At 28.8% G+C, this 24,839-nt stretch carries 24 protein-coding genes and 1 other annotated feature (1 of these 25 running past the window's edge); all 24 genes read right to left on the bottom strand.

What is annotated here, in order from left to right:
* Positions 1 to 356, bottom strand: a 356-nt coding sequence (locus tag J7M87_RS12420; protein ID WP_291651364.1) for a substrate-binding domain-containing protein, incomplete at its 3' end; no start/stop codon positions are given.
* A gap of 208 nt (positions 357 to 564) precedes the next feature.
* Positions 565 to 2,271: an ATP-binding protein gene (locus J7M87_RS12425; RefSeq protein WP_291651365.1), complete on the bottom strand. Its 1,707-nt coding sequence runs from the start codon at positions 2,269 to 2,271 to the stop codon at positions 565 to 567.
* A 3-nt stretch (positions 2,272 to 2,274) separates the two neighbouring features.
* Positions 2,275 to 2,973 carry a response regulator transcription factor gene (locus J7M87_RS12430; protein ID WP_291651366.1) on the bottom strand — a complete coding sequence of 233 codons (699 nt, stop codon included), beginning with the start codon at positions 2,971 to 2,973 and terminating at the stop codon, positions 2,275 to 2,277.
* A gap of 11 nt (positions 2,974 to 2,984) precedes the next feature.
* Positions 2,985 to 3,722, bottom strand: coding sequence for a peptidoglycan editing factor PgeF (gene pgeF, locus J7M87_RS12435; RefSeq protein WP_291651367.1), 738 nt, complete (start codon positions 3,720 to 3,722; stop codon positions 2,985 to 2,987).
* Between the two features lie 159 nt (positions 3,723 to 3,881).
* The gene (gene nrdR, locus J7M87_RS12440) at positions 3,882 to 4,337 is read right to left on the bottom strand and encodes a transcriptional regulator NrdR (RefSeq protein ID WP_008678297.1); all 456 of its coding nucleotides are present in this window, start codon (positions 4,335 to 4,337) and stop codon (positions 3,882 to 3,884) included.
* An 80-nt stretch (positions 4,338 to 4,417) separates the two neighbouring features.
* Entirely contained in the window at positions 4,418 to 4,735 is a 318-nt protein-coding gene (locus J7M87_RS12445; protein WP_291651368.1) for a YlmC/YmxH family sporulation protein, read from the bottom strand.
* Between the two features lie 128 nt (positions 4,736 to 4,863).
* Positions 4,864 to 5,637, bottom strand: a complete 774-nt coding sequence (gene sigG / locus J7M87_RS12450; protein WP_291651369.1) for an RNA polymerase sporulation sigma factor SigG — start codon at positions 5,635 to 5,637, stop codon at positions 4,864 to 4,866.
* Between the two features lie 81 nt (positions 5,638 to 5,718).
* Positions 5,719 to 6,426, bottom strand: a complete 708-nt coding sequence (sigE, locus tag J7M87_RS12455; RefSeq protein WP_291651370.1) for an RNA polymerase sporulation sigma factor SigE — start codon at positions 6,424 to 6,426, stop codon at positions 5,719 to 5,721.
* Positions 6,427 to 6,434: 8 nt separating this feature from the next.
* A complete protein-coding gene (locus J7M87_RS12460; protein ID WP_291651371.1) occupies positions 6,435 to 7,232 on the bottom strand; it encodes a sigma-E processing peptidase SpoIIGA in 798 nt (265 codons plus the stop codon).
* Between the two features lie 220 nt (positions 7,233 to 7,452).
* A complete protein-coding gene (gene ftsZ, locus J7M87_RS12465) occupies positions 7,453 to 8,574 on the bottom strand; it encodes a cell division protein FtsZ (RefSeq protein WP_291651372.1) in 1,122 nt (373 codons plus the stop codon).
* A 586-nt stretch (positions 8,575 to 9,160) separates the two neighbouring features.
* Complete coding sequence (locus tag J7M87_RS12470) at positions 9,161 to 10,216, bottom strand: type IV pilus twitching motility protein PilT (RefSeq protein WP_291651373.1); 1,056 nt, start codon at positions 10,214 to 10,216, stop codon at positions 9,161 to 9,163.
* 117 nt (positions 10,217 to 10,333) lie between these two features.
* Positions 10,334 to 11,029 carry an RNA polymerase sporulation sigma factor SigK gene (gene sigK / locus J7M87_RS12475; RefSeq protein WP_008678288.1) on the bottom strand — a complete coding sequence of 232 codons (696 nt, stop codon included), beginning with the start codon at positions 11,027 to 11,029 and terminating at the stop codon, positions 10,334 to 10,336.
* Between the two features lie 263 nt (positions 11,030 to 11,292).
* Entirely contained in the window at positions 11,293 to 12,906 is a 1,614-nt protein-coding gene (locus J7M87_RS12480) for a penicillin-binding transpeptidase domain-containing protein (RefSeq protein WP_291651374.1), read from the bottom strand.
* A 64-nt stretch (positions 12,907 to 12,970) separates the two neighbouring features.
* Complete coding sequence (udk, locus tag J7M87_RS12485) at positions 12,971 to 13,588, bottom strand: uridine kinase (protein ID WP_291651375.1); 618 nt, start codon at positions 13,586 to 13,588, stop codon at positions 12,971 to 12,973.
* A gap of 21 nt (positions 13,589 to 13,609) precedes the next feature.
* A complete protein-coding gene (locus J7M87_RS12490; RefSeq protein ID WP_291651376.1) occupies positions 13,610 to 14,845 on the bottom strand; it encodes a U32 family peptidase in 1,236 nt (411 codons plus the stop codon).
* Between the two features lie 4 nt (positions 14,846 to 14,849).
* Positions 14,850 to 15,494, bottom strand: coding sequence for an O-methyltransferase (locus J7M87_RS12495; RefSeq protein WP_291651377.1), 645 nt, complete (start codon positions 15,492 to 15,494; stop codon positions 14,850 to 14,852).
* A gap of 48 nt (positions 15,495 to 15,542) precedes the next feature.
* Positions 15,543 to 16,550, bottom strand: coding sequence for an endolytic transglycosylase MltG (gene mltG, locus J7M87_RS12500; RefSeq protein WP_291651378.1), 1,008 nt, complete (start codon positions 16,548 to 16,550; stop codon positions 15,543 to 15,545).
* Between the two features lie 96 nt (positions 16,551 to 16,646).
* Positions 16,647 to 18,473, bottom strand: coding sequence for a translational GTPase TypA (gene typA / locus J7M87_RS12505; protein WP_291651379.1), 1,827 nt, complete (start codon positions 18,471 to 18,473; stop codon positions 16,647 to 16,649).
* A gap of 150 nt (positions 18,474 to 18,623) precedes the next feature.
* Positions 18,624 to 20,291, bottom strand: coding sequence for a ribonuclease J (locus tag J7M87_RS12510; protein WP_291651380.1), 1,668 nt, complete (start codon positions 20,289 to 20,291; stop codon positions 18,624 to 18,626).
* A gap of 75 nt (positions 20,292 to 20,366) precedes the next feature.
* Positions 20,367 to 20,834 carry a Fur family transcriptional regulator gene (locus J7M87_RS12515; protein ID WP_291651381.1) on the bottom strand — a complete coding sequence of 156 codons (468 nt, stop codon included), beginning with the start codon at positions 20,832 to 20,834 and terminating at the stop codon, positions 20,367 to 20,369.
* A 52-nt stretch (positions 20,835 to 20,886) separates the two neighbouring features.
* The gene (locus tag J7M87_RS12520; RefSeq protein WP_291651382.1) at positions 20,887 to 21,162 is read right to left on the bottom strand and encodes a DUF1292 domain-containing protein; all 276 of its coding nucleotides are present in this window, start codon (positions 21,160 to 21,162) and stop codon (positions 20,887 to 20,889) included.
* 80 nt (positions 21,163 to 21,242) lie between these two features.
* On the bottom strand, positions 21,243 to 21,659 hold the full coding sequence (gene ruvX, locus J7M87_RS12525) for a Holliday junction resolvase RuvX (protein WP_291651383.1): 417 nt from the start codon (positions 21,657 to 21,659) through the stop codon (positions 21,243 to 21,245).
* 47 nt (positions 21,660 to 21,706) lie between these two features.
* Positions 21,707 to 21,964: an IreB family regulatory phosphoprotein gene (locus J7M87_RS12530; RefSeq protein WP_008678270.1), complete on the bottom strand. Its 258-nt coding sequence runs from the start codon at positions 21,962 to 21,964 to the stop codon at positions 21,707 to 21,709.
* A gap of 159 nt (positions 21,965 to 22,123) precedes the next feature.
* Complete coding sequence (gene alaS / locus J7M87_RS12535) at positions 22,124 to 24,763, bottom strand: alanine--tRNA ligase (RefSeq protein ID WP_291651384.1); 2,640 nt, start codon at positions 24,761 to 24,763, stop codon at positions 22,124 to 22,126.
* Between the two features lie 65 nt (positions 24,764 to 24,828).
* Positions 24,829 to 24,839: a binding site (T-box leader), on the bottom strand; it runs 162 nt beyond the window's last position.

Raw genomic sequence — 24,839 nt, forward strand, 5'->3', positions numbered from 1 at the left:
ATTATTGCTATACCATCATAAGCTATAACTGTTGATTTGACTTCCTTTTCTTCTTCAGTCTTTAATTCTCTTGAAGCCATACCGATTTCAGATACACCATTTATAGCATCTTTTATTCCTGCTGAAGATCCTACTTGATTTATTTCTATTGAAACATTACTATTGCTACTCTCATACTTTTCTGAAATTTTCTCCATTAAAGGTCCAATTGATGTTGATCCAGAAATTGATATTGTTGTAGATTTTCCTCCAGTGCTTTCACCATTTGCATCATCATTGCCACAACCAACAAAAGCCCCTCCCACCATTGTAACTAATAAAGCTGTACATATAAGTCTTAAGCTCTTTCTTTTCATAAAATTCTCCTCCAATTAATAATTTAATTTAATTCAATTTTGTTTAATAATCTATATTTATTAATTTTCTCTACACACTTATATTAATCCCTAAAAGTTAAGTAAATATTAGTTCAAAGTTAAGAAAAGTTATGAGACTGTTAAAAAAAATTAACAGTACTACGCATTTATATACAAAAAAAGAAAAGGCTAGTAAAGCCTTTTCTTTTTAATAGGTAAAATCATCTATTTTTATATTCTTTCTTAACTTTATTGTAAATTTAGTTCCTTCATTTAAAGTTGAATTAACAAAAATTTCCCCGTTGAACATTCTTGCTATATGTTTTACTATGGCTAAGCCTAATCCAGTCCCACCCTTAGCTCTTGATTTATCAACCCTATAAAATCTTTCAAATATTCTTGGTAAGTCTTCTTTAGGTATCCCAATACCATTATCCTCCACCTCTATATAAGTATAATCATTAATATCATACGTTCTAATACTTATTATAGTTTTATCATTTGAGTATTTTATAGCATTTTCAACTAAATTCAATATCATTTGAAAGAATTTATCTCTATCTCCACTCAATTCATTTGTACCCTTATTTAGAAAATTTATTTCTACTTGTTTACTATTCATCTGTGGAGTAACCATATTTATTACATCTTCTATTACTTTTGCTGGATTAAACTCTTCCGCTTTCATTCTATGATTATTTTCAATATTAGAAAGAATTAATATATCGTTTATTAAATTAGTTAATCTTTCTGCCTCTTTATCAATTATATCTAAAAATTTATTTCTAGTAGATAAATCCTCTACAAATTTAAGTGTTTCAGCAAAACCTTTTATGGATGTTAAAGGTGTTTTTAATTCATGAGATACATTTGCAACAAACTGACTTCTCATATTTTCAAGTCTTTTTATATCAGTAATATCTAGAACAGTAATTACTACACCTATTGGTATTTTTTTATCGTTTATTATTGGTGCCTTCTTAATTCTAAGTTCTCTTAATATTGGATGAATAAGCTTTATTTCCTTCATTTCTATTGCTGGAACATTCTTCATAAAGCTTAATATATCATAATCAATTATATACTCTGAAATATTCTCGCCTATAATATTCTTTTTTATACCAAACAACTTTTTAGCATATGGATTAATAAGCATTACCTTTTGCTTATTATCTACTGCAATTACTCCACTTTCCATACTTTCTAATATAGCTTCTAACTTATTTTGTTTATCTAATGAATCACTAATTCTAGATTGCAACTGATCTGCCATATTATTAAAAGTATTTGCAAGCGAACCAATTTCATCATTTGTATATATACTCACCCTTCTACTATAGTCACCGTTTGCAATTTTATTAGTAGCAATTTCAAGTTCCTTAACAGGATAAATTATAGCTCTGATCAGTTTTAAAGAAAGTCCTAAGGATAATAAAACTACAAATACTATAACTATAAAATAATATGTTATATAACTTTCAGAAAATACCTTTATTGTATACAAAGGTACAGAAGATCTTACTAATGTATTATCATCTATCTTAGTTGCATAGTAAATCACATTTGTAGCTTGAGTATTGCTATATCTTGTTGCAGAAGCCTCTCCATCTTTTAAAGCTTCTACTATTTCATCCCTATTCAAATGATTTTCAAGATTTTCATTACTAGTATCTTTTAATACATTTCCTTCATTATCTACAAAAGTAAACCTTACTTTTGTATTATTTATTTTAAAATCCTCTAAATCTCCATCCTTAAAGTTATTTGATTTTATTACTAATTTATTATAAACAGATAGAATTTCTTTAGTTTTATCAATTTCTTTAATATTAACTAATGCTATAAAGGAGCATGTTACGATTAGTAATGCAAAAATTACAGTTATTAATGACGATGCTAATATTCTCTTCTTCATAATTTAGTTATTAGGATTAAACCTATATCCTACTCCTCTTATAGTTTCTATAAACTTTGGATTTTTATCATCTAGTTCTATCTTTTTTCTTAAATATCTAATATGAACATCTACAGTTCTAGTTTCACCAACATACTCATATCCCCATATTTTATCTAGAAGAGTTTCTCTAGTTAATATTTTCCCTCTATTTTTAACTAATATTTCTAACAATTCAAATTCCTTTAATGTCAAATCTATTTTTTTATCAGATATAAGCACTTCTCTTCTATCAAAATTTATTAGAATTCCATTTGCCTTAAATATCTCCTCGTTTCCCCCTAATGACTTTGTTCTTCTTAAAACTGCTTTTATTCTTGCTAATAATTCTCTTATTGAAAATGGTTTTGTCATATAATCATCAGCTCCAAGTTCAAGACCTAATATTTTATCTAGCTCTTCTCCTTTTGCTGTTAACATTATAACTGATATATCTTTAGTATTATTATCGCTTCTTATAGCTTTACAAACATCATATCCATCTAATCCAGGAATCATTAAATCTAATAGTATAAGCTTTGGATTTTCTGCTTTTGCTAGTTTAACAGCATCTATTCCATTATTAGCAGTTATAACTTTATAACCTGAATTTATTAAATTGTAACTTATTAGTTCTACTATATGATCCTCATCATCAACTACTAGTATTTTTTCTTCTGCCATTAATATCCCCCCTATTTTATAAATGCAAATGAAAATAGTCTTCCGTAAGTACCCACTGATTTTCTATATGAATATAATTTTAAATTTTTCTCACAATGTGTACATAAATTTAATGAATATATATTATTTTCCATAATCCCAAATTCTCTTAAGTCTTTTAAAATACATTCCTGCATACTTAGATTTCTTCCATCAAATAATTTATCTTCATCTATCTTTGTTTTCTCTATAAACTTTTCTTTCAACTCCTCTGAAACTTCATAACAACATTTTCTTATATGTGGACCTATGAAAACCTTAGTTTCGTTGGTATCTATGTTAAATTCGTCCTTCATTTTTAATAAAGTCTTTAAAACTATTGAATTGTATGTTCCTTTCCAACCACTATGAATAGTTGCTACTACATCACTTTTTTCATTCGCTATAATTATAGGTACACAATCTGCTGTAAATACGCCTATCGCTATATTTTTTTCTTTTGTAATTAAAGCATCTCCTTCTTCATCTCTTATATTTATATAATTTTTATTATAAGTATAAATTTTATCACTATGGATTTGATTTAAATAAATAACATCACTTAAATTAAACTCTTTTATTATACTATTTAAATTATTAATTCCATACTCTGTATTTCGATTAAAACTTCTATCTTCTTCTGCTGTTGAAAAAACCAGCTCTAATTTTCCTAAATCATAAACTAAAAAATCTTTTTTTAACTTAAAATCCCTTACAGATAAGCTTATCATGTAGTCACCTCTTTAATTTGTTTTAATACATTTTACCATTTATTAAACATATTTTCTATTTTTTTTGCTTTATCAATCATGTTTTAACTTACTTTTAACCTTGTTTTTCACATAAAAAAGTTAACTTAAAATAGAATTTTTCTATTTTAAGTTAACTTTCTATTCATTAGATACTAAATTTTTAATTTCTTCTAAGAAAGTATTTATATCCTTAAACTGTCTATAAACAGACGCAAATCTAACATATGATATTTCATCTAGATTTTTAAGTCTATCCATTACCATTTCTCCAATGATTTTAGAATTAACTTCTGTTATCATTTTATTTGAAATAGCCTTTTCTATGTCTTCTGCTAACTCTTCTATTTGCTTTCTTGATATAGGCCTTTTTTGACAAGCTATAATTAGACCATTAATTATCTTTTCTTTATTAAAATTCTCTCTTGTTAAATCTCTCTTAACAACTAATATTGGAATATCTTCAACCTTTTCATATGTAGTATACCTTTTATTACAGTTTAAACATTCTCGTCTTCTTCTAATAGTAGTATTATCATCCGTAGATCTAGAATCTACTACCTTACTCTCTTCAAAGGAGCAAAAAGGACATCTCATTTTATTCACGCCTTTCCTAAGTATTGTCTTAAGTATATATAGATTATACAGATTTTTTTAGAATTTTACTAGATATTATTTTATAAATTAAATCCTTCTATATCTGCACTATCAACTAATATAACTTCTACTCCTGCTTTTTTCACCTTACTCCATGGTATTTCTAAATCTTCTTCTTTGCTAAACCACCCCTTAGCTGTTCCCGGTAATATTATTGATATAACCTTGCTTTCTTCTATATTAATAACAAAGTCTTTTATATATCCCATTTTGGATCCTGTTTTGATATCTATGACTTCCATAGTTCTTAATGCATTTAAAGAATGTAATAATAGATCGTCATCTTCAACTTCAGAATACATTTCATTTTCAGTTTTCATATTGTCAAATAGTCCCATAAAAAATCCCCCTTTAAATAATCTTTATACTAATAAATATTCTTATGCCTTTAAAATTTAATTTATTCAATATAAAATAATAGCATGTACACCTTTTATTATTTTAAAAGAGCTCTCTTAAAAGAGCTCTATACATATTTCCTCATATGCTTTAATGCAGTTTTCTCTAATCTTGAAACTTGAGCTTGAGATATTCCTATTTCATCAGCAACTTCCATTTGAGTTCTTCCATTAAAGAACCTTAATGTTAATATAAGCTTTTCTCTATCATTCAACTTTTTCATTGCTTCTTTTATAGATATATTTTCAAGCCAACTTTCATCAGTATTTTTTGAGTCACTTATTTGATCCATAACGTATATGGCATCTCCGCCATCATGATATATAGGCTCAAATAAAGATACTGGGTCTTGAATAGCATCTAATGCAAATACTACCTCTTCCCTTGGTAAATTAAGTTCTTTTGCTATTTGTGAAACGGTAGGTTCTTTATTATTTTCTTTTATTAGTTTATCTCTTACTAACAAAGCTTTATAAGCTATATCTCTTAATGATCTACTTACCCTAATTGAATTATTATCTCTTAAATATCTTCTGATTTCACCTATTATCATTGGTACTGCATAAGTTGAAAATTTAACATTTTGACCTAAATCAAAATTATCTATCGCCTTCATTAAGCCTATACATCCAACTTGGAATAAGTCATCAACATTTTCTCCTCTATTATTAAATCTTTGTATGACACTTAAAACCAACCTTAAATTACCTTTAATAAAAGTTTCTCTAGCACCTTTATCTCCGTCTCTCATTTTTAAAAGTAACTCTCTTTTTTCTTTTTCTTTTAATATAGGTAGTTTTGAAGTATTCACTCCACATATTTCTACTTTATTAATAATCAATCTCATCAACCCCTTCGGAAGTAATAACATACTGCATTAAAAAGTATTTCCGAGAGTGATTAGTTTTATACTAAAGACAACCTAAATCATTTTATTGATTTCTTTTTTCAATCGATTTATTATTTTCTTTTCTAATCTTGAAATATATGACTGTGATATTCCAAGCATATCCGCAACCTCTTTTTGAGTCTTTTCTCTAGTACCATTTAATCCAAATCTTAGCTTAACTATTTCTTTTTCCCTATCATTTAAATGCTTTAATGCTAGAAATAATAACTGTCTATCAACCTCATCTTCAATTAAATTATAAACTATATCATTTTCAGTTCCCAAAATATCTGATAATAAAAGTTCATTACCATCCCAATCAATATTTAATGGTTCGTAAAAAGATATCTCTGCTTTTACCTTACTATTTCTTCTTAAATACATTAATATTTCATTTTCTATACACCTAGAAGCATATGTAGCTAATTTTATTTTTTTCTCTGGATTAAAAGTATTAACTGCCTTTATTAATCCAATGGTTCCTACAGAAATTAAATCTTCTACGCATACTCCTGTATTTTCAAATTTTCTTGCTATATACACTACTAATCTTAAGTTTCTTTCAATTAATATATCCCTTATAGATTCATCCCCATGTATAAGTTTCTCTACAAGCTCTTCTTCCTCCTCCTTTTTTAAAGGTGGTGGAAGAGCATCATTTCCTCCAACATAATGGACTTCACTTTTAAAAATTTTAATTCTTTGTATAATTCTATTTATCAATACTCTTAAACTCATCATATTCTCACCTATATTACTCCTCTTGATAATAATGCATTAAATTCATTTTCTTTGCTTAATTTATTTTTACAGCTACAAATTATAGCTTCTATAGTTCTCCATTCTTTATCTTCTCCCCGAATCCTGACTTTTTCACTTTTGAATCCCTTTAAATTTCCTTCTTCTCCAATGGTGCTATAAGGAATATAAAATTCTTCATTCTTTTGTATATCAAATCCATTCAAAAAATCATTTTCTATTATAATGCAAGGTAAATTAGTAACAGGCTCCCTTAAAGCATTTCCAGTATCTAATAATCCTTTAATAAATAATGTATTTTTTTCATCCGATATTTCAATTTCATATATAAAATTATTAATTACAGCTCTTTCTCTTAAGTAATCTACTACCCTAACTATAACTATGTATAGTATCATTATTGATATTATTAAATATTTCATAGAGTAATTACTTATTTCAAAAGAGTTAAAAATACTATACCGGTTGTCCATCAATGAAAAACTAAAACTAACTCCAGCTAGCGTAAAGGACATAATTAAAAATGTTATTGAAGCCTTTATATTATTAAGTATTTTAAAACTTTTACTTGTTATTGATGTCATTATTAATACTACCAAAAGTTTAAATGGTAAAGATGTTAAAATACTATTTTCAAAGAATAATAATATCGTATAAAATGCTCCAATTGCAGCTGCAAAATAAATAGTTTTATTGTATTTATATCTAGACACCTTCATAGTAATTAACAGTAAAAATAAATTTACAATAAAGTTTTCTATTACAAGTATATCTATGTAAACTACCATACACATCTCCCCCTCGTACTTAAATTATAAACTGTTACTCTTTAAAATTTTGTCATAAAAACTCTTCGCAAAATATATTTTCATCTCTTATTTATTACATATAATTACAGTTATTTGATTATTATAATAAAAAATAACAAAGAAGTACCGTTATTATCAATATATATTAATAATAAAAAAAGACTAAGAAAGTATTACTTTCTTAGTCTTTTTTTATTATTTATTTTCTTGATCTTAAAAAGCTTGGTATATTTACACTATCAGTTTCAATATCTAAAAGAGGATCTACTCTTTTTGTTGGCTCTGGCATTTCAACTTCCTGTTTAACCGGTTGCTCTTTAATTATTCTTTTCTCAAATACTGGTTCACGATTCAATATTTTATTATTATCTTCTTCAAATCCTGTAGCTATAACTGTTATTCTGATTTCATCAGATAATGTTTCATCTATAACAGCTCCAAATATTATATTGGCATCTGGATCAGCCGCTTCCCTAACAATATCAGCAGCTTCATATACTTCTATAGCCCCTAAATCTACTCCACCTGTAAAGTTGATAATAACTCCAGTTGCACCATCTATTGATGTTTCAAGTAATGGAGATGAAATAGCTTGTCTTACTGCATCTTGTGCTTTAGTATCTCCAGTTCCATGACCCACACCCATATGCGCAAGTCCTTTATTTAACATAACAGTTTCTATGTCTGCAAAGTCAGCATTAACTACCCCTGGAATAGTTATAAGGTCAGATATAGCTTGTACCCCTTGTCTTAATACTTCATCTGCTAATTTGAATGAATCTAATAGAGTTGTTTTCTTATCCGCCATACTTAGTAATTTTTCATTTGGTATTATAACTAAAGTATCAACTGCTTTCATAAGATTTTCAATTCCCATTTCCGCATGTCTCATTCTTCTTTTACCCTCAAATGGGAATGGCTTTGTAACTACACCTACTGTTAATATACTCATAGATTTAGCTATTTCAGCAACTACAGGGGCTGCACCAGTACCTGTTCCTCCGCCCATACCAGCAGTTATAAATACCATGTTGGCTCCCTTTATAGCTTCTGCTATTTCTTCTCTACTTTCTTCTGCTGCCTTTTTTCCTATTTCAGGATTAGCTCCAGCTCCTAGCCCCTTTGTTAACTTTTCTCCTATTTGGATTTTAACATTAGCATGAGATAGCATTAAAGCTTGTTTATCAGTATTAACGGCAATAAACTCAACGTTTTTTAGCCCTTCAGCAATCATTCTATTAACGGCATTTCCTCCACCGCCTCCGCAACCAATTACCTTAATATTGGTTAACTCTTGCATATCTACTTCGAAATCTAACAAAATAATTCCTCCTTTAGAAAATATCTACTAGTAATTTTTCTACTTTGTTTCTTCTCTTCATTCATTTACTAATCTCAAATTCAATAATAATATATCTTCATATATTAATTTTACATCATACTGTACCTTTTTAACAATACTTTAATATCCTAAATAATAAAGATTTTGTTACTTAAAGACAATAAATGTATATTTTTGGACTTCCACTTGTATTTTTTTATTTATATTCCTTTTAATTACTATTAAAATTTAGAAATCAATGTAAATTTTATTTAGTTTTATAAATATAACCATAATTTTTATAATTAAATTTAATAAAATTCAATTATATTTTATCATCTACAATGAAATAACTCAACCTTTTAGTTAATATTATGATTATTTTTAAAGAAATCATACGTACTTCTTTTAATAACACTCCCTTTTTCTGTGTATAATAAGCTTTTCTTATTATCTATTGTTAAATACATTTAAAATATATAAAAAAACATTTATAATCTTATATTCAACAAAGATTCTAAATTTCCTCTAATAAGTTATATTATTTTATAAATTTAATAAAAAAAACAGAGCATATGCTCTGTTTTTATAACATCATTATTCTTTTTATAGTCTCTCTATCAACTGAATATGTTAATGCAGTTTCTCCACTTATGACACCTTTTTTATATAATTCTGCCAATGCCATATCCATAGTTTTCATTCCATATTTTCCACCTGTTTGAATTGCTGATTCTATTTGATGTGTCTTACCTTCTCTAATTAGATTTTGAATACCTGGTGTTGTAGTCATTATTTCTAAAGCAGCAACCCTACCTTTATTATCTTCAACCGGTACTAATTGCTGAGATACAACGCCTTGCAATACAGCTGCTAATTGTACTCTTATTTGCTGTTGCTGATGTGGTGGAAAAACATCTATAATCCTATCGATAGTTTTAGCAGCTCCTATTGTATGTAGTGTGGAGAATACTAAATGACCTGTTTCAGCTGCAGTTATTGCAATTGAAATAGTTTCTAGGTCTCTCATCTCCCCTACAAGTATAACATCTGGATCTTCTCTTAAAATAGCTTTTAGTGCACTTTGATAACTTTTGCTATCTTTTCCTATTTCTCTTTGATTTATTATGCAATTATTATGCTTATGAAGGTATTCTATTGGATCCTCTAATGTTATAATATGAGCCTCTCTTGTATTGTTTATTTCATTTATCATGGCCGCTAATGTTGTACTTTTACCACTTCCTGTTGGCCCAGTAACTAATACCAATCCTCTTTGTTTTTGAATTATATCTTTTATTACTTTAGGATGCTTTAATTCATCTAAACTCGGTATTTTTAATGCAATTACTCTAATAGCAATAGCATCGCTGTTTCTTTGTTTAAATATATTTACTCTAAACCTTCCTGTCCCAGAAATAGAATATGATGTATCCATTTCACCAGTTTTATTATATAATTCAAAATTTTCTCCTAGTATTTCTTTTGAAAAATCCTTTAATGCACTTGGCATTAGTTTTTCAGTTCCTAATTTAATCAAACTTCCATTAACTCTTATAGTTGGAGGTAACCCAACTGTCAAATGTAAATCTGATGCACCCTTTTCTATTGTCTCATTTAATAAATCATTCAACACATACATTATTCTATATCCTCCATGTTGCTAGATTATGTCCATCTTATTTTATTCGATAAAACTTTCTATATTCCTTCTTTATATTACACAATATTTCAACATAGGATAGATATATTTATAATTTTATTTTGTTGATAACTCTTTTTTCAATTTCTTTAAAGCTTTCTTCTCGATTCTTGAAACATATGATCTTGATATTCCTAATAATGCTGCTATTTCCCTTTGAGTCCTGCACCTACCATCAATAAGACCATATCTCATCTTTACAATCTCGCCTTCTCTTTCACTTAATGAAACACATATTTTATTATATAATTGCTTAATTTGAAGATTACTTTCAACTTTTTCTAAAACAGAATCTTTTTCACTACTTAATACATCAATTAAGCAAATTTCATTTCCTTCCTTATCAACTCCAATAGGATCCTGTAAATAAACCTCATTTTTTTGTTTTTTGTTATTTCTAAAAAGCATTAATATCTCATTTTCTATACATCTTGATGCATAAGTAGCTAATCTAGTTCCTTTTGATGCATCAAATGAATCTATTGCTTTTATAAGCCCAACAGTTCCTATAGATATTAGTTCATCAATGTCTTTATTGGGAAAATTATATTTCTTTACTATATGTGCTACTAATCTAAGATTCCTTTCTATTAATATGCTTTTTGCTTCTTTGTCCCCATTTTTTAAAAGTTTTAAATATTGCTCTTCTTCTTCTTCATCAAGCGGTTTTGGAAATGTATTATTGCCTGATATATAACCTGTTAAAAATACAGAATTACATAACAGCTCTATAATATTAGATAAAAAAAACACAGAACTTCCTCCTCGTAGTGCTTATTATATAATATGATAAAATCCGAAAATATTGCTTGTGTTTCATAAAATAAAGTTGGAATATTTTTTTAGTAACGCTATATGAGATATATTATTATTATTAAGATTTATAACCAAATATGATTAATTATAAAGTCCATACTATCTTATAAAATAAAAACAGCCATAAAATCTATATTGATTTTATGGCTGTTTTTATTATTTATAATAATTTTATATTTTCCTCTTAATATTAAGTATTCTTATTTCTTAGTTAATGATGTAACTATATCTCTAAAGATAGGGGCTCCAGTATTTCCTCCACCAAGTTCTCTTCCATCAGGATGTTTTTCTCCAATATTAGGTGCAATAACTACTACAGTGTACTTTTTGCCATCCATCTCAAAATATCCAGCAAACCACCCATGGTTAGTGCCCCCATTTCCAGTTGATGTACCAGTTTTCCCTCCAATATTAACGCCTTCTACCTTAGCTTCAAACCCTGAACCTTCCCAAATTACTTTTGACATTGTTTCCTGAGCTAATCTTGAAGCCGTTTGACTAAACACCCTTACTTGCTCTTCTTTAAATTCTTTTACAATATTATCATTATCATCCACTATTGACTCAACTATAGTAGGCTTTATATAAACTCCATCATTGACTATTGTATTATATAATCCAGCCATTTGTACTGGAGTAACCATTATAGTTTGACCTATTGAAATATTATTCATACTATTTTCTACAGTAGGTTTTACTCCTGAAGCTTCATTTCTATTTTCACCCTTTATATTAAAAACTGGCTTGAATAGTCCCATCTTTTCTAAGTAAGTCATTGTTTCGCTATAACCAACTTTTGCTCCTACTTTCGCAAAAACATCATTACATGATATTTTTAGTGCATCTTCTACTGATAAATCCCCATGACCATAAGGTTTACCGTCCTTACTACAGATTACACCAGTACAAGAAAAAACATCTGTTGGACTTATAACACCTTTATCTAATGCAATTGTTTCTGTTATTACCTTAAATATTGACCCTGGCTCATAGCCTAATTGCTCTATACCTAAATTTACATTTGCTTGAGTTTCATCCTTTTGAACCATAGCTTTTATTTTCCCTGTTTCTGCTTCGGATACCACTACACCAACATTTTTTAAAAATGCATAATTTTCTTTTTGAAGCACTTCTCTAACCTTATCTTCCCAAGTTTCATCCACAGTTAATTTAATATTATTATTATTTTCTAAAGTAAGCTCTCCATCTCCATAAACAGCTTTTTCATCCAAATAAAATTTAGCTTCTGGATAAGTATTGTTTTTTATATAAGAATTCAAATCATATTCTAGTGAGTTTTCAATAACACTTTCATCAGATATATTAGCTAAAAAGTTACTTGTCTTCCATGCTTCCTTAGTATCAACTTCATCGTATGTATAGGTATATATCCCTTTTATATTTTTCAATTTATTTACTTTATTAAAAGTTTCTTCACTAACAGTATAGTATATTTTACCATCATTTTTCATAACATCTGAATAGTTAAAATCAGGGTCTTCAGATTTCATGATAAAATTTAAAGCCATTAAGTCTTCCAATGTCTCTTCATAATTATTAAGCATAAACGGTTTGGTGTCTAATATTACTATATATTTTTTATTATAGTCCATCATATCCTTTCCGTTAGTATCAAAAATTCTATATTTCATCTGTGATAGATTTTCTGCTTGATAATTCTTCATTTGCCCTGAAACATTAGATGATGGATGTATCTGAAGAAAATATAATCTAACAACCAATAAAGATATAATTATTAAGTAACTCCCCGTTATTATTACAACTCTTTTTAAATCTGTTTTATTTTTATCCATTATTAAAAAAACACCTCCCTAGGCTTAATTTTAGCCTTTGGAGGTGTTTTTTATACATTTATTTCTATTTTATAATATCTTTTATTTTAGTTACAAGTATATCTATTGCAACTTTATTCTGTCCACCTTCTGGAACTATAATATCTGCGTATCTTTTTGTTGGCTCTGTAAATTGCATATGCATAGGTCTAACAACATCTAAATACTGACTAACTACTGAATCTACAGTTCTTCCTCTTTCATTAATATCTCTAATTAATCTTCTAAGGATTCTTATATCAGCATCAGTATCAACATATACCTTTATATCTAACAACTCTCTAAGTCTTTCATCTTCTAATACTAATATACCTTCAACAATTATAATATCTTTAGGCTCTATTCTTACTGTTTCTTTAGCTCTATTATGATTTGAAAAATCATAAATGGGCTTGTTGATAGCAATCCCATTAATTAAATCGCTTAAATGTTTAATCAGCAAATCATTATCAAACGCCCTTGGATGATCATAATTTGTTTTTACCCTTTCTTCCATAGATAAATGACTTTGATCTTTATAATACATATCTTGTTGTATCATTGCTATACATTCATTGGAAAAACTTGAATATATGGCATCTGCAATACTACTTTTACCCGATCCTGTACCACCAGTTATTCCAATTAAGATTGGCTTTTTCATTATAGTTCCTCCTTCTTATGTCTACAGCTCTAAAACTTTCTTTCCTTTAATTAACATATCTTTTTCTTTTAATGGAGTTTCAACTCTAGCTTTAAATACCATATGTGCTCTATTAGCAACATTAGTTTTAACATCTTTCTCCACATCAAACATTTCATCAAGTTTTACATTGAAATTAGGTGTATGAGCTCTTAAAACTTCAACTACATCCCCTTCAAAAACTCTATTTTTTTGAAGAATAGTTGCTTCTTTTGTTTCAGGATCATAGCTTTGAACAACACCTACTATATCATAATCTCTAACATAAGATGACACATCATAATTTTGTTCTCCAGTTTTTCCAAAGAAGAAACCTGTATGATATTGTCTATGACTTATTTTTAATAATGTATCCATCCATTCTTGTTTAAACTCGTACCCTTCAGGATTAGCCATATATGAATCAACAGCTTCTCTATAAGCTTTAACTACTGAAGCTACATAAAATTCACTCTTCATTCTACCTTCTATTTTTAATGAATGAATACCACTCTTAATAAGTTCAGGTATATGTTTTATCATACATAAATCTTTTGAATTCATTATATATGTGCCATTATCATCTTCTACAACTGGATAATATTCACCTGGTCTAGTTTCTTCAACTAAATAATACTTATATCTACAAGCATTTGAGCATATTCCCTTGTTAGCATCTCTTCCTAACATATAATTTGAGATAAGACATCTTCCAGAATATGCAATACACATTGATCCATGTATAAATACTTCTAACTCGCAATCTTCTGGAATATTTTCTTTTATTACATTAATTTCATTAAGAGTTAATTCTCTAGCTAAAACTACTCTTTTAACGCCTTGTTCATACCAAAACTTAGTCGCCATCCAGTTAACTGTATTAGCTTGAGTACTTAAATGTATTTCTAAATCCGGTGCTGCTATTTTAGCCGCCATCACTATTGATGGATCTGCAGCTATAATTGCATCTATTCCTAAATCGTATAATCCCTTAATATACTCTTCTACACCCTTTAAGTCATGATTTCTTGGAAATACATTCATTGTTACATATAATTTTTTTCCTCTATCATGACAGTACTTTACTCCTTCTGCCATTTCTTCATTGGTGAAGTTATCTGAAAAGGCTCTTAAATTAAGTCTTCCTCCACCTATATATACTGCATCGGCTCCAAAGTCTATTGCAATTTTTAATTTTTCTAGGCTCCCTGCTGGTGCTAAAATTTCTGGTTTAATCATTTTTTTACCTCCTTTTAGTCACTGCAATTCCATCCCCCATTGGTATTACAGAAGTAATTAAATCTTTATCGTTAGATACTAATTCTAAGTATTCTCTCATTCTTTTTACTATTGTTATTTTTCGTCTTTTTACTAGTTCATTAGATGCAACCATACCTCTAAACAAAACATTATCTGCTACTATAACTCCATCATCTTTTAACAATCTTAAACAATGTGGTAAAAAATGATTGTAGTGACCCTTTCCAGCATCCATAAATATTAAATCATATGGTTCATTTAAATCTTCTAAAATTTCTAGGCAATCTCCTTCTTTAATCTCTATTTTATCTTCAAGATTATATTTTTTGAAATTTTCCCTAGCATATTTTATCATATTTTCATCACGTTCTATAGTAGTAATAGTTGGTTTTGTTCCTGAAGCTTCATACATCAAAACCGCTGAATATCCTATAGCTGTTCCAAGTTCTAAAATTCTTAAAGGTCTTTTCATACTAACCATAAATTCTAAGAATTTAGCTGTTTCTTTTTGTGCTATTGGAACTTTATTTTCCCTAGCAAAATCCTCTAATTCTTTATATTTATCACAAGCTTTAGGTATTAAGCTTCTTATATATTCTTCCATATAATCATGGGTTATTCCACTCATGTTACTCCTCCGAATAGGCATTGTTAATTATAGCCTTAAGTTTTTATCTTAATATCCAAGATCATTTTGTTTTTTTATAAAATCTTCGTAGTTATTAGTGAAGTAATGTGTTTTGTCATTTTGTAAAACGTAAAACAAGTAATCTGTTTGTTCAGGTTTAAGTGCTGCTTTTATCGATTCTAAGCCCGGATTTGAGATTGGCCCAAGAGGCAATCCATAATTTTTATATGTATTGTATGGAGAATTTGTTTCTAAATGACTGTATAATACCGTATCAACATGTTCACCTAATGCATATATTACGGTTGCATCTATCTGTAGCATCATGTCTATATTTAGCCTATTAACTATCACAGATGCAATAATCGGTCTTTCCGAATCAATCCTAGCTTCTTTTTCTATCATAGATGCTATAGTAACAACAGTTTCTATATCCTCATCTTTAACAGTAGTATTTGATTCTTTGATTGCTTCATTAAGCATTTCTTCAAACCTTGAAACCATTTTTGTAATTATTTCTTTAGGTGTTTCTCCAACTTTTATTAAATATGTATCTGGAAATAAATATCCTTCTAAATTATATCTTTTTTCACTATTTATGTTTACAAACGACGGCAACTCATACTCTTTTATAGCTTTAATAAAATCTTCTTCACTACAGATTCCTTCTTTTTCTAACTTTTGACTTATATCATCTATTGTATACCCTTCAGGAACTGTAAACTTAACAATATTTAATGAGGATTCACTTGTTAATATATTTATTAATTCATTAACATTTAAATCCTTCTGTAAAACATATTCCCCTGGTTTCACATCTATATCTTTCCCTGAAATCTTAACAAATAATTTTATAAGTGGTAAATTCTTTATTTTCTTTTCCTTTGACAAGGTATTTATTATACTATAAAAACTATCCCCTTCTTGTACATTGATTACTATGTCTTCTGAAGTATTTAATGGTTTATTTATTATTCTTTTGAATAAAACAAAAAAACTTATAATTAGTATTAAAATTATTATTATAGGAATTGTTTTGGATTTCGATTTTCTCATAAAAACCCCCTACATATAAAGTAAATAGCCTATTATGGCTATTTACTCTATTATAATACTTTTTTTTATACTTATAAAGATATTTTATTTCATTTATTATTTTTTACTTCTACTTGTTATTCTTCTTCTTTCAGCTGCATCTAATACTCTTTTTCTCATTCTTATATTCTCAGGGGTAACTTCTACCAATTCATCAGCATTAATAAATTCAAGACATTGTTCTAATGTCATTTGTCTTGGTGGTGTTAACTTAAGTGAATCATCTGATCCTGAGGCTCTAGTATTAGTTAACTTCTTACCTTTACATATATTTATATCAATATCTTCTGCTCTTGAACATTCTCCAACTATCATACCTTGGTATACAGGAACTCCTGCTCCTATAAATAATGTTCCTCTTTCTTGTGCATTGAATAATCCATATGTTATTGCATCTCCATCTTCAAATGAACAAATTGATCCTCTGCTTCTTCCTGGAATTTCTCCTTTGTATTTATCATATCCATGGAATACATGGTTCATTATACCATTACCTTTTGTATCAGTCATAAATTCATTTCTAAATCCTATTAATCCTCTGGCAGGAACAACGAATTCTAATCTTGTATAACCATTAACTGCTGAAGTCATATTAACCATTTCAGCCTTTCTTGGTCCTAACTTTTCCATAACAGGCCCCATAAATTCTTCTGGCACATCTATAGTTAAGTATTCAATAGGTTCTAGCTTTTTACCATTTTCTTCTTTAAAAATAACATTTGCTTTTGAAACTTGGAACTCATACCCTTCTCTTCTCATAGTTTCAATAAGAATAGATAAATGTAGTTCTCCTCTTCCTGAAACTTCGAAGCAGTCTGAAGATATTTCATTAACTCTTAAACTTACGTTTGTTTCTAATTCTTTTAATAATCTATCTCTTAAATGTCTTGATGTAACAAACTCGCCTTCTCTACCAGCAAAAGGTGAATCATTAACCATAAAGTTCATGCTTAATGTTGGTTCATCTATTTCAACAAATGGTAGAGCTTCTGGCTCTTGTGCATCTGCTATAGTTTCACCTATATTACAATCTGGAATACCACTTAAAGCAATTATATCTCCAAGAGAGGCTTCTTGTGCATCTTCTCTATTTAATCCATTGTAAGTAAATATACTTGAAACTCTATAACTTGAAGTGCTTCCATCTCTTCTTACTAAAGCAACTTGTTGATTCTTTTTAACAGAACCTCTATGTATTTTACCAATAGCTATTCTTCCTACATATTCATTTGTATCTAATGTAGTTACAAGCATTTGGAATGGGCCATCTATATATCCCTTTGGAGCTTCTACATTCTCTAATATAGTTTCAAATAATGGAATCATATCAGTATTTGTATCCTCAACATTATATCTTGCAAATCCTTCTCTTGCAGATGCATAAATAATTTGGAAATCTAATTGTTCATCATCAGCACCAAGCTCTAGGAATAATTCAAATACTTCATCAATTACTTCTTCTGGTCTTGCATTTGGTTTGTCTATTTTATTTATAACAACTATTGGTTGTAAGCCAAGTTCTAATGCCTTCTTTAAAACAAATTTAGTTTGAGGCATTGGACCTTCGTAAGAGTCTACTACTAATAAAACAGAATCTACCATTTTAAGTACACGCTCAACTTCTCCGCCGAAGTCAGCATGCCCTGGAGTATCTACTACATTTATTTTAACTCCATTGTACATAATAGCTGTATTTTTAGAAAGAATTGTAATTCCTCTTTCTTTTTCTAAATCATTTGAATCCATGACTCTTTCTTCTACTTTTTCATTATTTCTAAAAACGTGACTTTCTTTTAATAAAGCATCTACAAGTGTAGTTTTACCATGGTCAACGTGAGCTATTATAGCTATATTTCTTATATCATCTCTACTTATTAAATTCATCTAATTTCCTCCAGTATATTTTATAATGTAAACCTATAACTTATTTTTCCCAAAATAAAATTGGATACACCTGTATCCAATTTTTTAAAATTTATATCTTAGACTATATTCCATTCTAAGATTATTATTGCAAAATGTCAACCTTACAGATTATATTTCCATTATTATCGGTAATATCATAGGCTTTCTTTTTGTTTTTTCATATAGATAGCCTCTTAGTTCGTCTCTTACCTTAGACTTTAAGCTTGCCCAATCAGTTATATTATTTTCTTCACACTGTTTCAAAGCATTCTTAACTATGTCTTTAGCCTCGTCCATTAATCCTTCTGACTCTCTTACATAAACAAATCCTCTAGATATTATATCAGGTCCTGCAACAACTGAATTATTTTCTTTTGATAGAGTTACTACAACCGTTAGAATACCATCTTGAGATAAATGTTTTCTATCTCTTAAAACAATATTTCCAACGTCTCCAACTCCTAATCCATCAACAAAAACTTGACCTGAATTTACAGAGCCGTTTCTTCTAATACTACTTCTATTAACTTCTATAACTCCACCATTTTCAGGAATTATAACATTTTGCTCTGGCATACCTAAAGATATTGCTAGCTCACCATGTTGCTTTAAATGTCTATATTCACCATGAATTGGTATAAAAAACTTAGGTTTAACTAAACATTGCATTAACTTCAATTCTTCTTGACACGCATGGCCAGATACATGAATTTCAGCTAATGATTTATATATAACTTCTGCTCCCTTTTGGAATAATTGATTTATAACCTTAGAAACTAATTTTTCATTTCCAGGGATTGGTGTTGCAGAAATTATTACAGTATCACCTTCTACAATGTTAACTTTTCTATGTTCTGAACTTGCCATTCTTGCAAGTGCTGACATAGGTTCACCTTGACTACCTGTAGTTATTATTACTACTTTATCATTTGTATATTTATTTATTTGATCTATACTTACTAGAATATCTTTTTCGAATTCTAAATATCCAAGTTCTGCAGCTACAGCAACTATATTTTCCATACTTCTTCCTGATACTGCCACTTTTCTTCCATGCATACTTGCTGCATCAATTATTTGTTGTATTCTGTGTACATTTGATGCAAATGTTGCAACAATTATTCTTCCTTTTGCTTTTGAGAATAATCTTGCAAAACTTTCACCCACTACTTTTTCAGACATAGTGTATCCTGGCTTTTCAACATTTGTTGAATCAGCCATCATTGCAAGCACTCCTCTTTTACCAATTTCAGCAAATCTTGCAAAATCCATTGGTTCTCCATCTATAGGAGTGTAGTCGATTTTAAAATCTCCTGTGTGTAAAACTACTCCTAGTGGAGTGTGTATTGCTATTGCAACTGAATCTGCAATAGAATGGTTTGTTTTTATAAACTCTACTGAAACTGAGTTTAATTTAATTACATCTCTTGGCTTAACTCTTACTAGTTCTGTTGAACTTAACAATCCGTGCTCCTTAAGCTTAGTTTCAACAATTCCAAGAGTTAACTTTGTTCCATATACAGGTACATCTAATTGTTTTAAAACATAAGGTAATGCACCTATATGGTCCTCATGCCCATGAGTTAAAAATATTCCTCTTATCTTATCTTTATTTTTTAATAAATAACTAATATCTGGTATTACTAAATCAATACCGAACATATCTTCATCTGGGAATTTTAAGCCGCAATCTATAACTACTATATCATTTTTATATTCTATTGCAGTTATATTTTTACCTATTTCATTTATCCCACCTAAAGGAATAATCTTAACTTTTGCCTTCTCGTTTTTCAATATGTCCCCTCCTTCTTCCTAAAATATGTATTACAAAGGTTGTCGTCTCAATAGAGAGGAGTTCCCTTATTTATCTTATTTATTGTTATCAATCTTGCTTTGACATTTTCTACAAAGCCCAAAGAATTTAACACTATGGTCTAAAATTTTAAATCCATATGACCTTTCAACTTCTTCTTCAAGTTCGTCTAATAAATCATCTTGAACTTCAATGACACTTTTACATTCATTACAAACTAAGTGATGGTGTCTATGCCCCTCATCTTTACGAACTAATTCATATCTGCTACAACCATCATTCAAATCTAGCTTACATATCACACCTAATTCTTCTAATAAAATTATAGTTCTATATACTGTAGCTAAACCAATTTCAGGACAACTTTTTTTAACTTCATCATAAATTTCTTCTGCAGTTAAATGTTCCCCTTCTTTATCTATAATAGTGTCAACTATAGCTCTTCTTTGAGGCGTCAATTTATACCCTTTTTGTTTTAAGTCTTCTTTTAAAACATTAAAATCTATACTATTTGATTGTTCCACAAACAACACCCCTTTCCTTTATTATTAGTTAGATTTTACTCTTAGTTAAATTTTATTCTTCATCAGCAAAAATAGTGTCATAAGCTTCTTGAACTGCTGCTAATTCTACTTCATCATCTATAGGTATTAATAGATCGTCTCCATCTTCATCTACTCCTACCTTTAAAGCAAATATATCATCTTCAGTATAATCATCATCATAAACTATAACATATTCACTTTTTTCTTCTGTATCTGGATTTACCATATCAAAAAATGCAACAACATTTAACTTTACTAATTTTCCATCTTCATCATATAATTCTAATTGTTTTAAATCCTTATTCATAAATTTTCTCTCCTTTTTTTATAATTGTAATTTTTACCTTAACGGTTGTCAATAATAATTTTCAATTGGAAATGAATTAATTATTTCATACTAAGCCTATCTAAATATCCTTGTAGTATATATGTAGCGGCTATTTTATCAACTATTTTCTTTCTTTTTCCTCTTGATAAATCTGCTTCAAGCATAGCTTTATGAGCTGCTACCGTAGTAAGTCTCTCATCCCACATCTCAATCTTTATACCTGTAGCTTCTTTTATAATTTTAGAAAGTTCTAGTACTCTTTCTCCTGATTCCCCTATAGTTCCATTCATATTTTTAGGCAATCCTATAACTATAGTTTCAACAGAATATTCTTTACATAACCTCTTTATTTCTTCTATATCTTTCTCTTTTTTACTTCTTCTTATCGTAGTAATCCCCTGTGCAGTCCAACCTAATGGATCACTTATAGCAACACCTATAGTTTTAGATCCTACATCTAAACCTAGAATTCTCATATTTATCTCCTTAAACAATAAAGAGTGCCCGATTAAACGGGCACTCTTTATTTTATTTCTAAATAAGATTTTATAACTTCCTCAAGAATTTCATCTCTTTCAAGTTTTCTTAGTAAAGCTCTTGCTCCGTTGTAGCTTGTGATGTAAGAAGGGTCCCCTGAAATAAGATATCCAACTAATTGGTTGATTGGATTATAACCTTTCTCCTGTAACGCATTGTAAACATCTGTTAATATTGACTTTGTCAAATCCTCTTTGTTGATGTTCAAATTAAATTGCATTGTTTGGTCTAAGTTATTATTCATACAACTGCTGCTATCTGCAGCTCACCCCCTTACTTATATTTAGTTTAACAGTATCCCTAATAATATTATCTCATATTTTCAAAATTCTATACACGGGTTTACTTAATTTAATTATATTATAAACCATATAATTATAAAAGTACACCATTTTGCTAAAGATTATTTTATTAAAGATTCTACTACCAAGTATGTTTTCTCTATTGCAGCTTTTATATTTTCTGGATTCTTACCGCCAGCTTGAGCCATGTCCGGTCTTCCACCGCCACCTCCGCCAACTACTGCCGCAACCTCTTTAATTATCTTTCCACAATGGATACCTTTTTCTAAAACATCCTTAGTAGCCATAGAAACCACATTAACTTTTCCACCTACATTACTTAATAAGACAACAACCCCATTTGAAAGTTTATTTCTCATTTTATCGCCTAAGTCTCTTAATGCATTTCCATCTATTCCTTCTAAACCATAAGCTACTACTTTTATACCATTTACTTCTTTAACAGAAGATAAAATATCATCTTCAATACCTGATGTTAATTTACCCTTAAGATCTGAAATTTCTTTTTCTTTTTCTTTAATTTCAGCACCTTGTGAAGCTATCTTCTTTAATACATCTTTTTCACTACATTTTAAAGCACTACATGCTTCTTTTAAAAGTCTTTCTTTTTCTTCCATATATTTTATGGCATTTAGTCCTGATACAGCTTCTATTCTTCTTATACCTGCTGCAACACCTGCTTCATTTATTATTTTAAATAATCCAATTTCTCCTGAGTTATTAACGTGAGTACCTCCACAAAGCTCTTTTGAGAATTCTCCAACACTTACAACCCTAACTTTATCTCCATATTTATCATCAAATAAAGCCATTGCTCCAGAATCTTTTGCTTCATCTAAAGTCATAATATTTGTATCAACATTAAATACTTCCATTATCTTCTTGTTAACTAACTCTTCTATTTTTTCTATTTCCTCTTCTGTTAGCCCTTGGAAGTGAGCAAAATCAAATCTTAATCTTTCATCATCAACATATGAACCAGATTGATTTACATGTTTACCTACTATTTGTTTTAACGCTTCATGTAACATATGTGTAGCAGTATGATTTTTAGCTATATTATTTCTTCTTGAGATATCTATTCTTAAGATTGCTTCTTCATTTACTTTTATTGTTCCATCTACAACCTTAATATAGTGAATTGTTTTTCCACCAACATTTTTCTTTGTATCATAAACATACGCTTCTCCAGAAGATGTTTTTATAATACCCTTATCTCCTACTTGACCACCCATTTCAGCATAAAATGGTGTTTTTCCTGTTACTATATAACCTTTTTCACCTTTTGATAATTCATCTACAAAGTCATTATCATTAGCTAAAACAATAATTTTAGAATCTACTTCAACATTATTATATCCTATAAACTCAGTGTTTATAGATGCATCTATCTTGTTAATTGGATTTTCATCACTTCCCATATATGATGATTCCCCTCTTGCACTTCTAGCTCTTTGTCTTTGCTCATCCATTTCTTTTCTAAATGATTCATGGTCAACCTTCATGCCTTTTTCTTCTAAAATTTCTTCTGTTAACTCTATCGGGAAGCCATAAGTATCATATAACTTAAATGCTTTTTCTCCTTTTAATGTTTTTTCATTAGAAGCTTCCATTTCTTCAATATAATCATTCAAAATATTCATTCCAGAATCTATAGTTTCATTAAATCTTTCCTCTTCTAATGAAACAATTCTTTCAATATATTCTTTATTTTCTATAAGCATTGGATAAGCGCCACTATAGTTTTCAACTACTGATTCAACTATATCAGTTAAGAATAATCCCTTTATTCCAAGCAACCTTCCATGTCTTGCAGCTCTTCTTAAAAGTCTTCTTAATACATATCCTCTACCCTCATTACTTGGCTGAACTCCATCTGAAATAAGCATAGTAACTGATTTAACGTGATCTGTAATTATTCTTAAAGAAATGTCTTTTTGTGAATTTTCACCATACTTAATACCTGAAAGTTCTGCAACTTTATTTAGTATATTTTTAACAGTGTCAATTTCAAATATATTATCTACACCTTGCATTATTGTTGCTATTCTTTCAAGTCCCATTCCTGTATCTATATTAGGATTTACTAATTTATTATAAATCCCTTCTTCATCTTTATCAAATTGTGTAAATACAAGATTCCAAAATTCAACTACTCTATCTTCATCACTTGCTTTAACGAAGTCATCAACATTTGTAATAACTCCTTCACCTCTATCATAATGGATTTCTGTACATGGTCCACATGGTCCAACACCTATTTCCCAGAAGTTATCATCTTTTCCAAGTCTAAATATTCGCTTTGGATCTACATCTGTCTTTTTACACCAAATATCATAAGCTTCATCATCTTCTAAATATATTGTTACATATAATTTATCTTTTGGTATTTGAAGAGTTTCAGTTATAAATTCCCAAGCCCATGGAATAATTTCTTCTTTAAAATAATCTCCAAATGAAAAGTTCCCAAGCATTTCAAAGAAGGTACCATGTCTTGATGTTTTACCTACATTTTCTATATCCCCTGTTCTTATACACTTCTGACAAGTTGTTATTCTTTTTCTTGGTGGCTCTTGTAATCCAGTAAAATATGGTTTAAGAGGTGCCATACCTGCATTTATTAATAATAATGATTTATCATTTTTAGGGACTAGAGGAAAACTCTCTAATCTTAAGTGATCTTTTGATTCAAAAAATTTTAAATAAGCTTCTCTAAGTTCGTTTGTTCCCATGAACTTCATATCTATTACCTCCATTTGTTTACTTTATAGTCTTTTTATAATAAAAAAAGTTTCCATCCCTATAAAAAAGGGACGA

Source organism: Clostridium sp., assembly GCF_017888565.1.
GTDB lineage: Bacteria > Bacillota > Clostridia > Clostridiales > Clostridiaceae > Clostridium.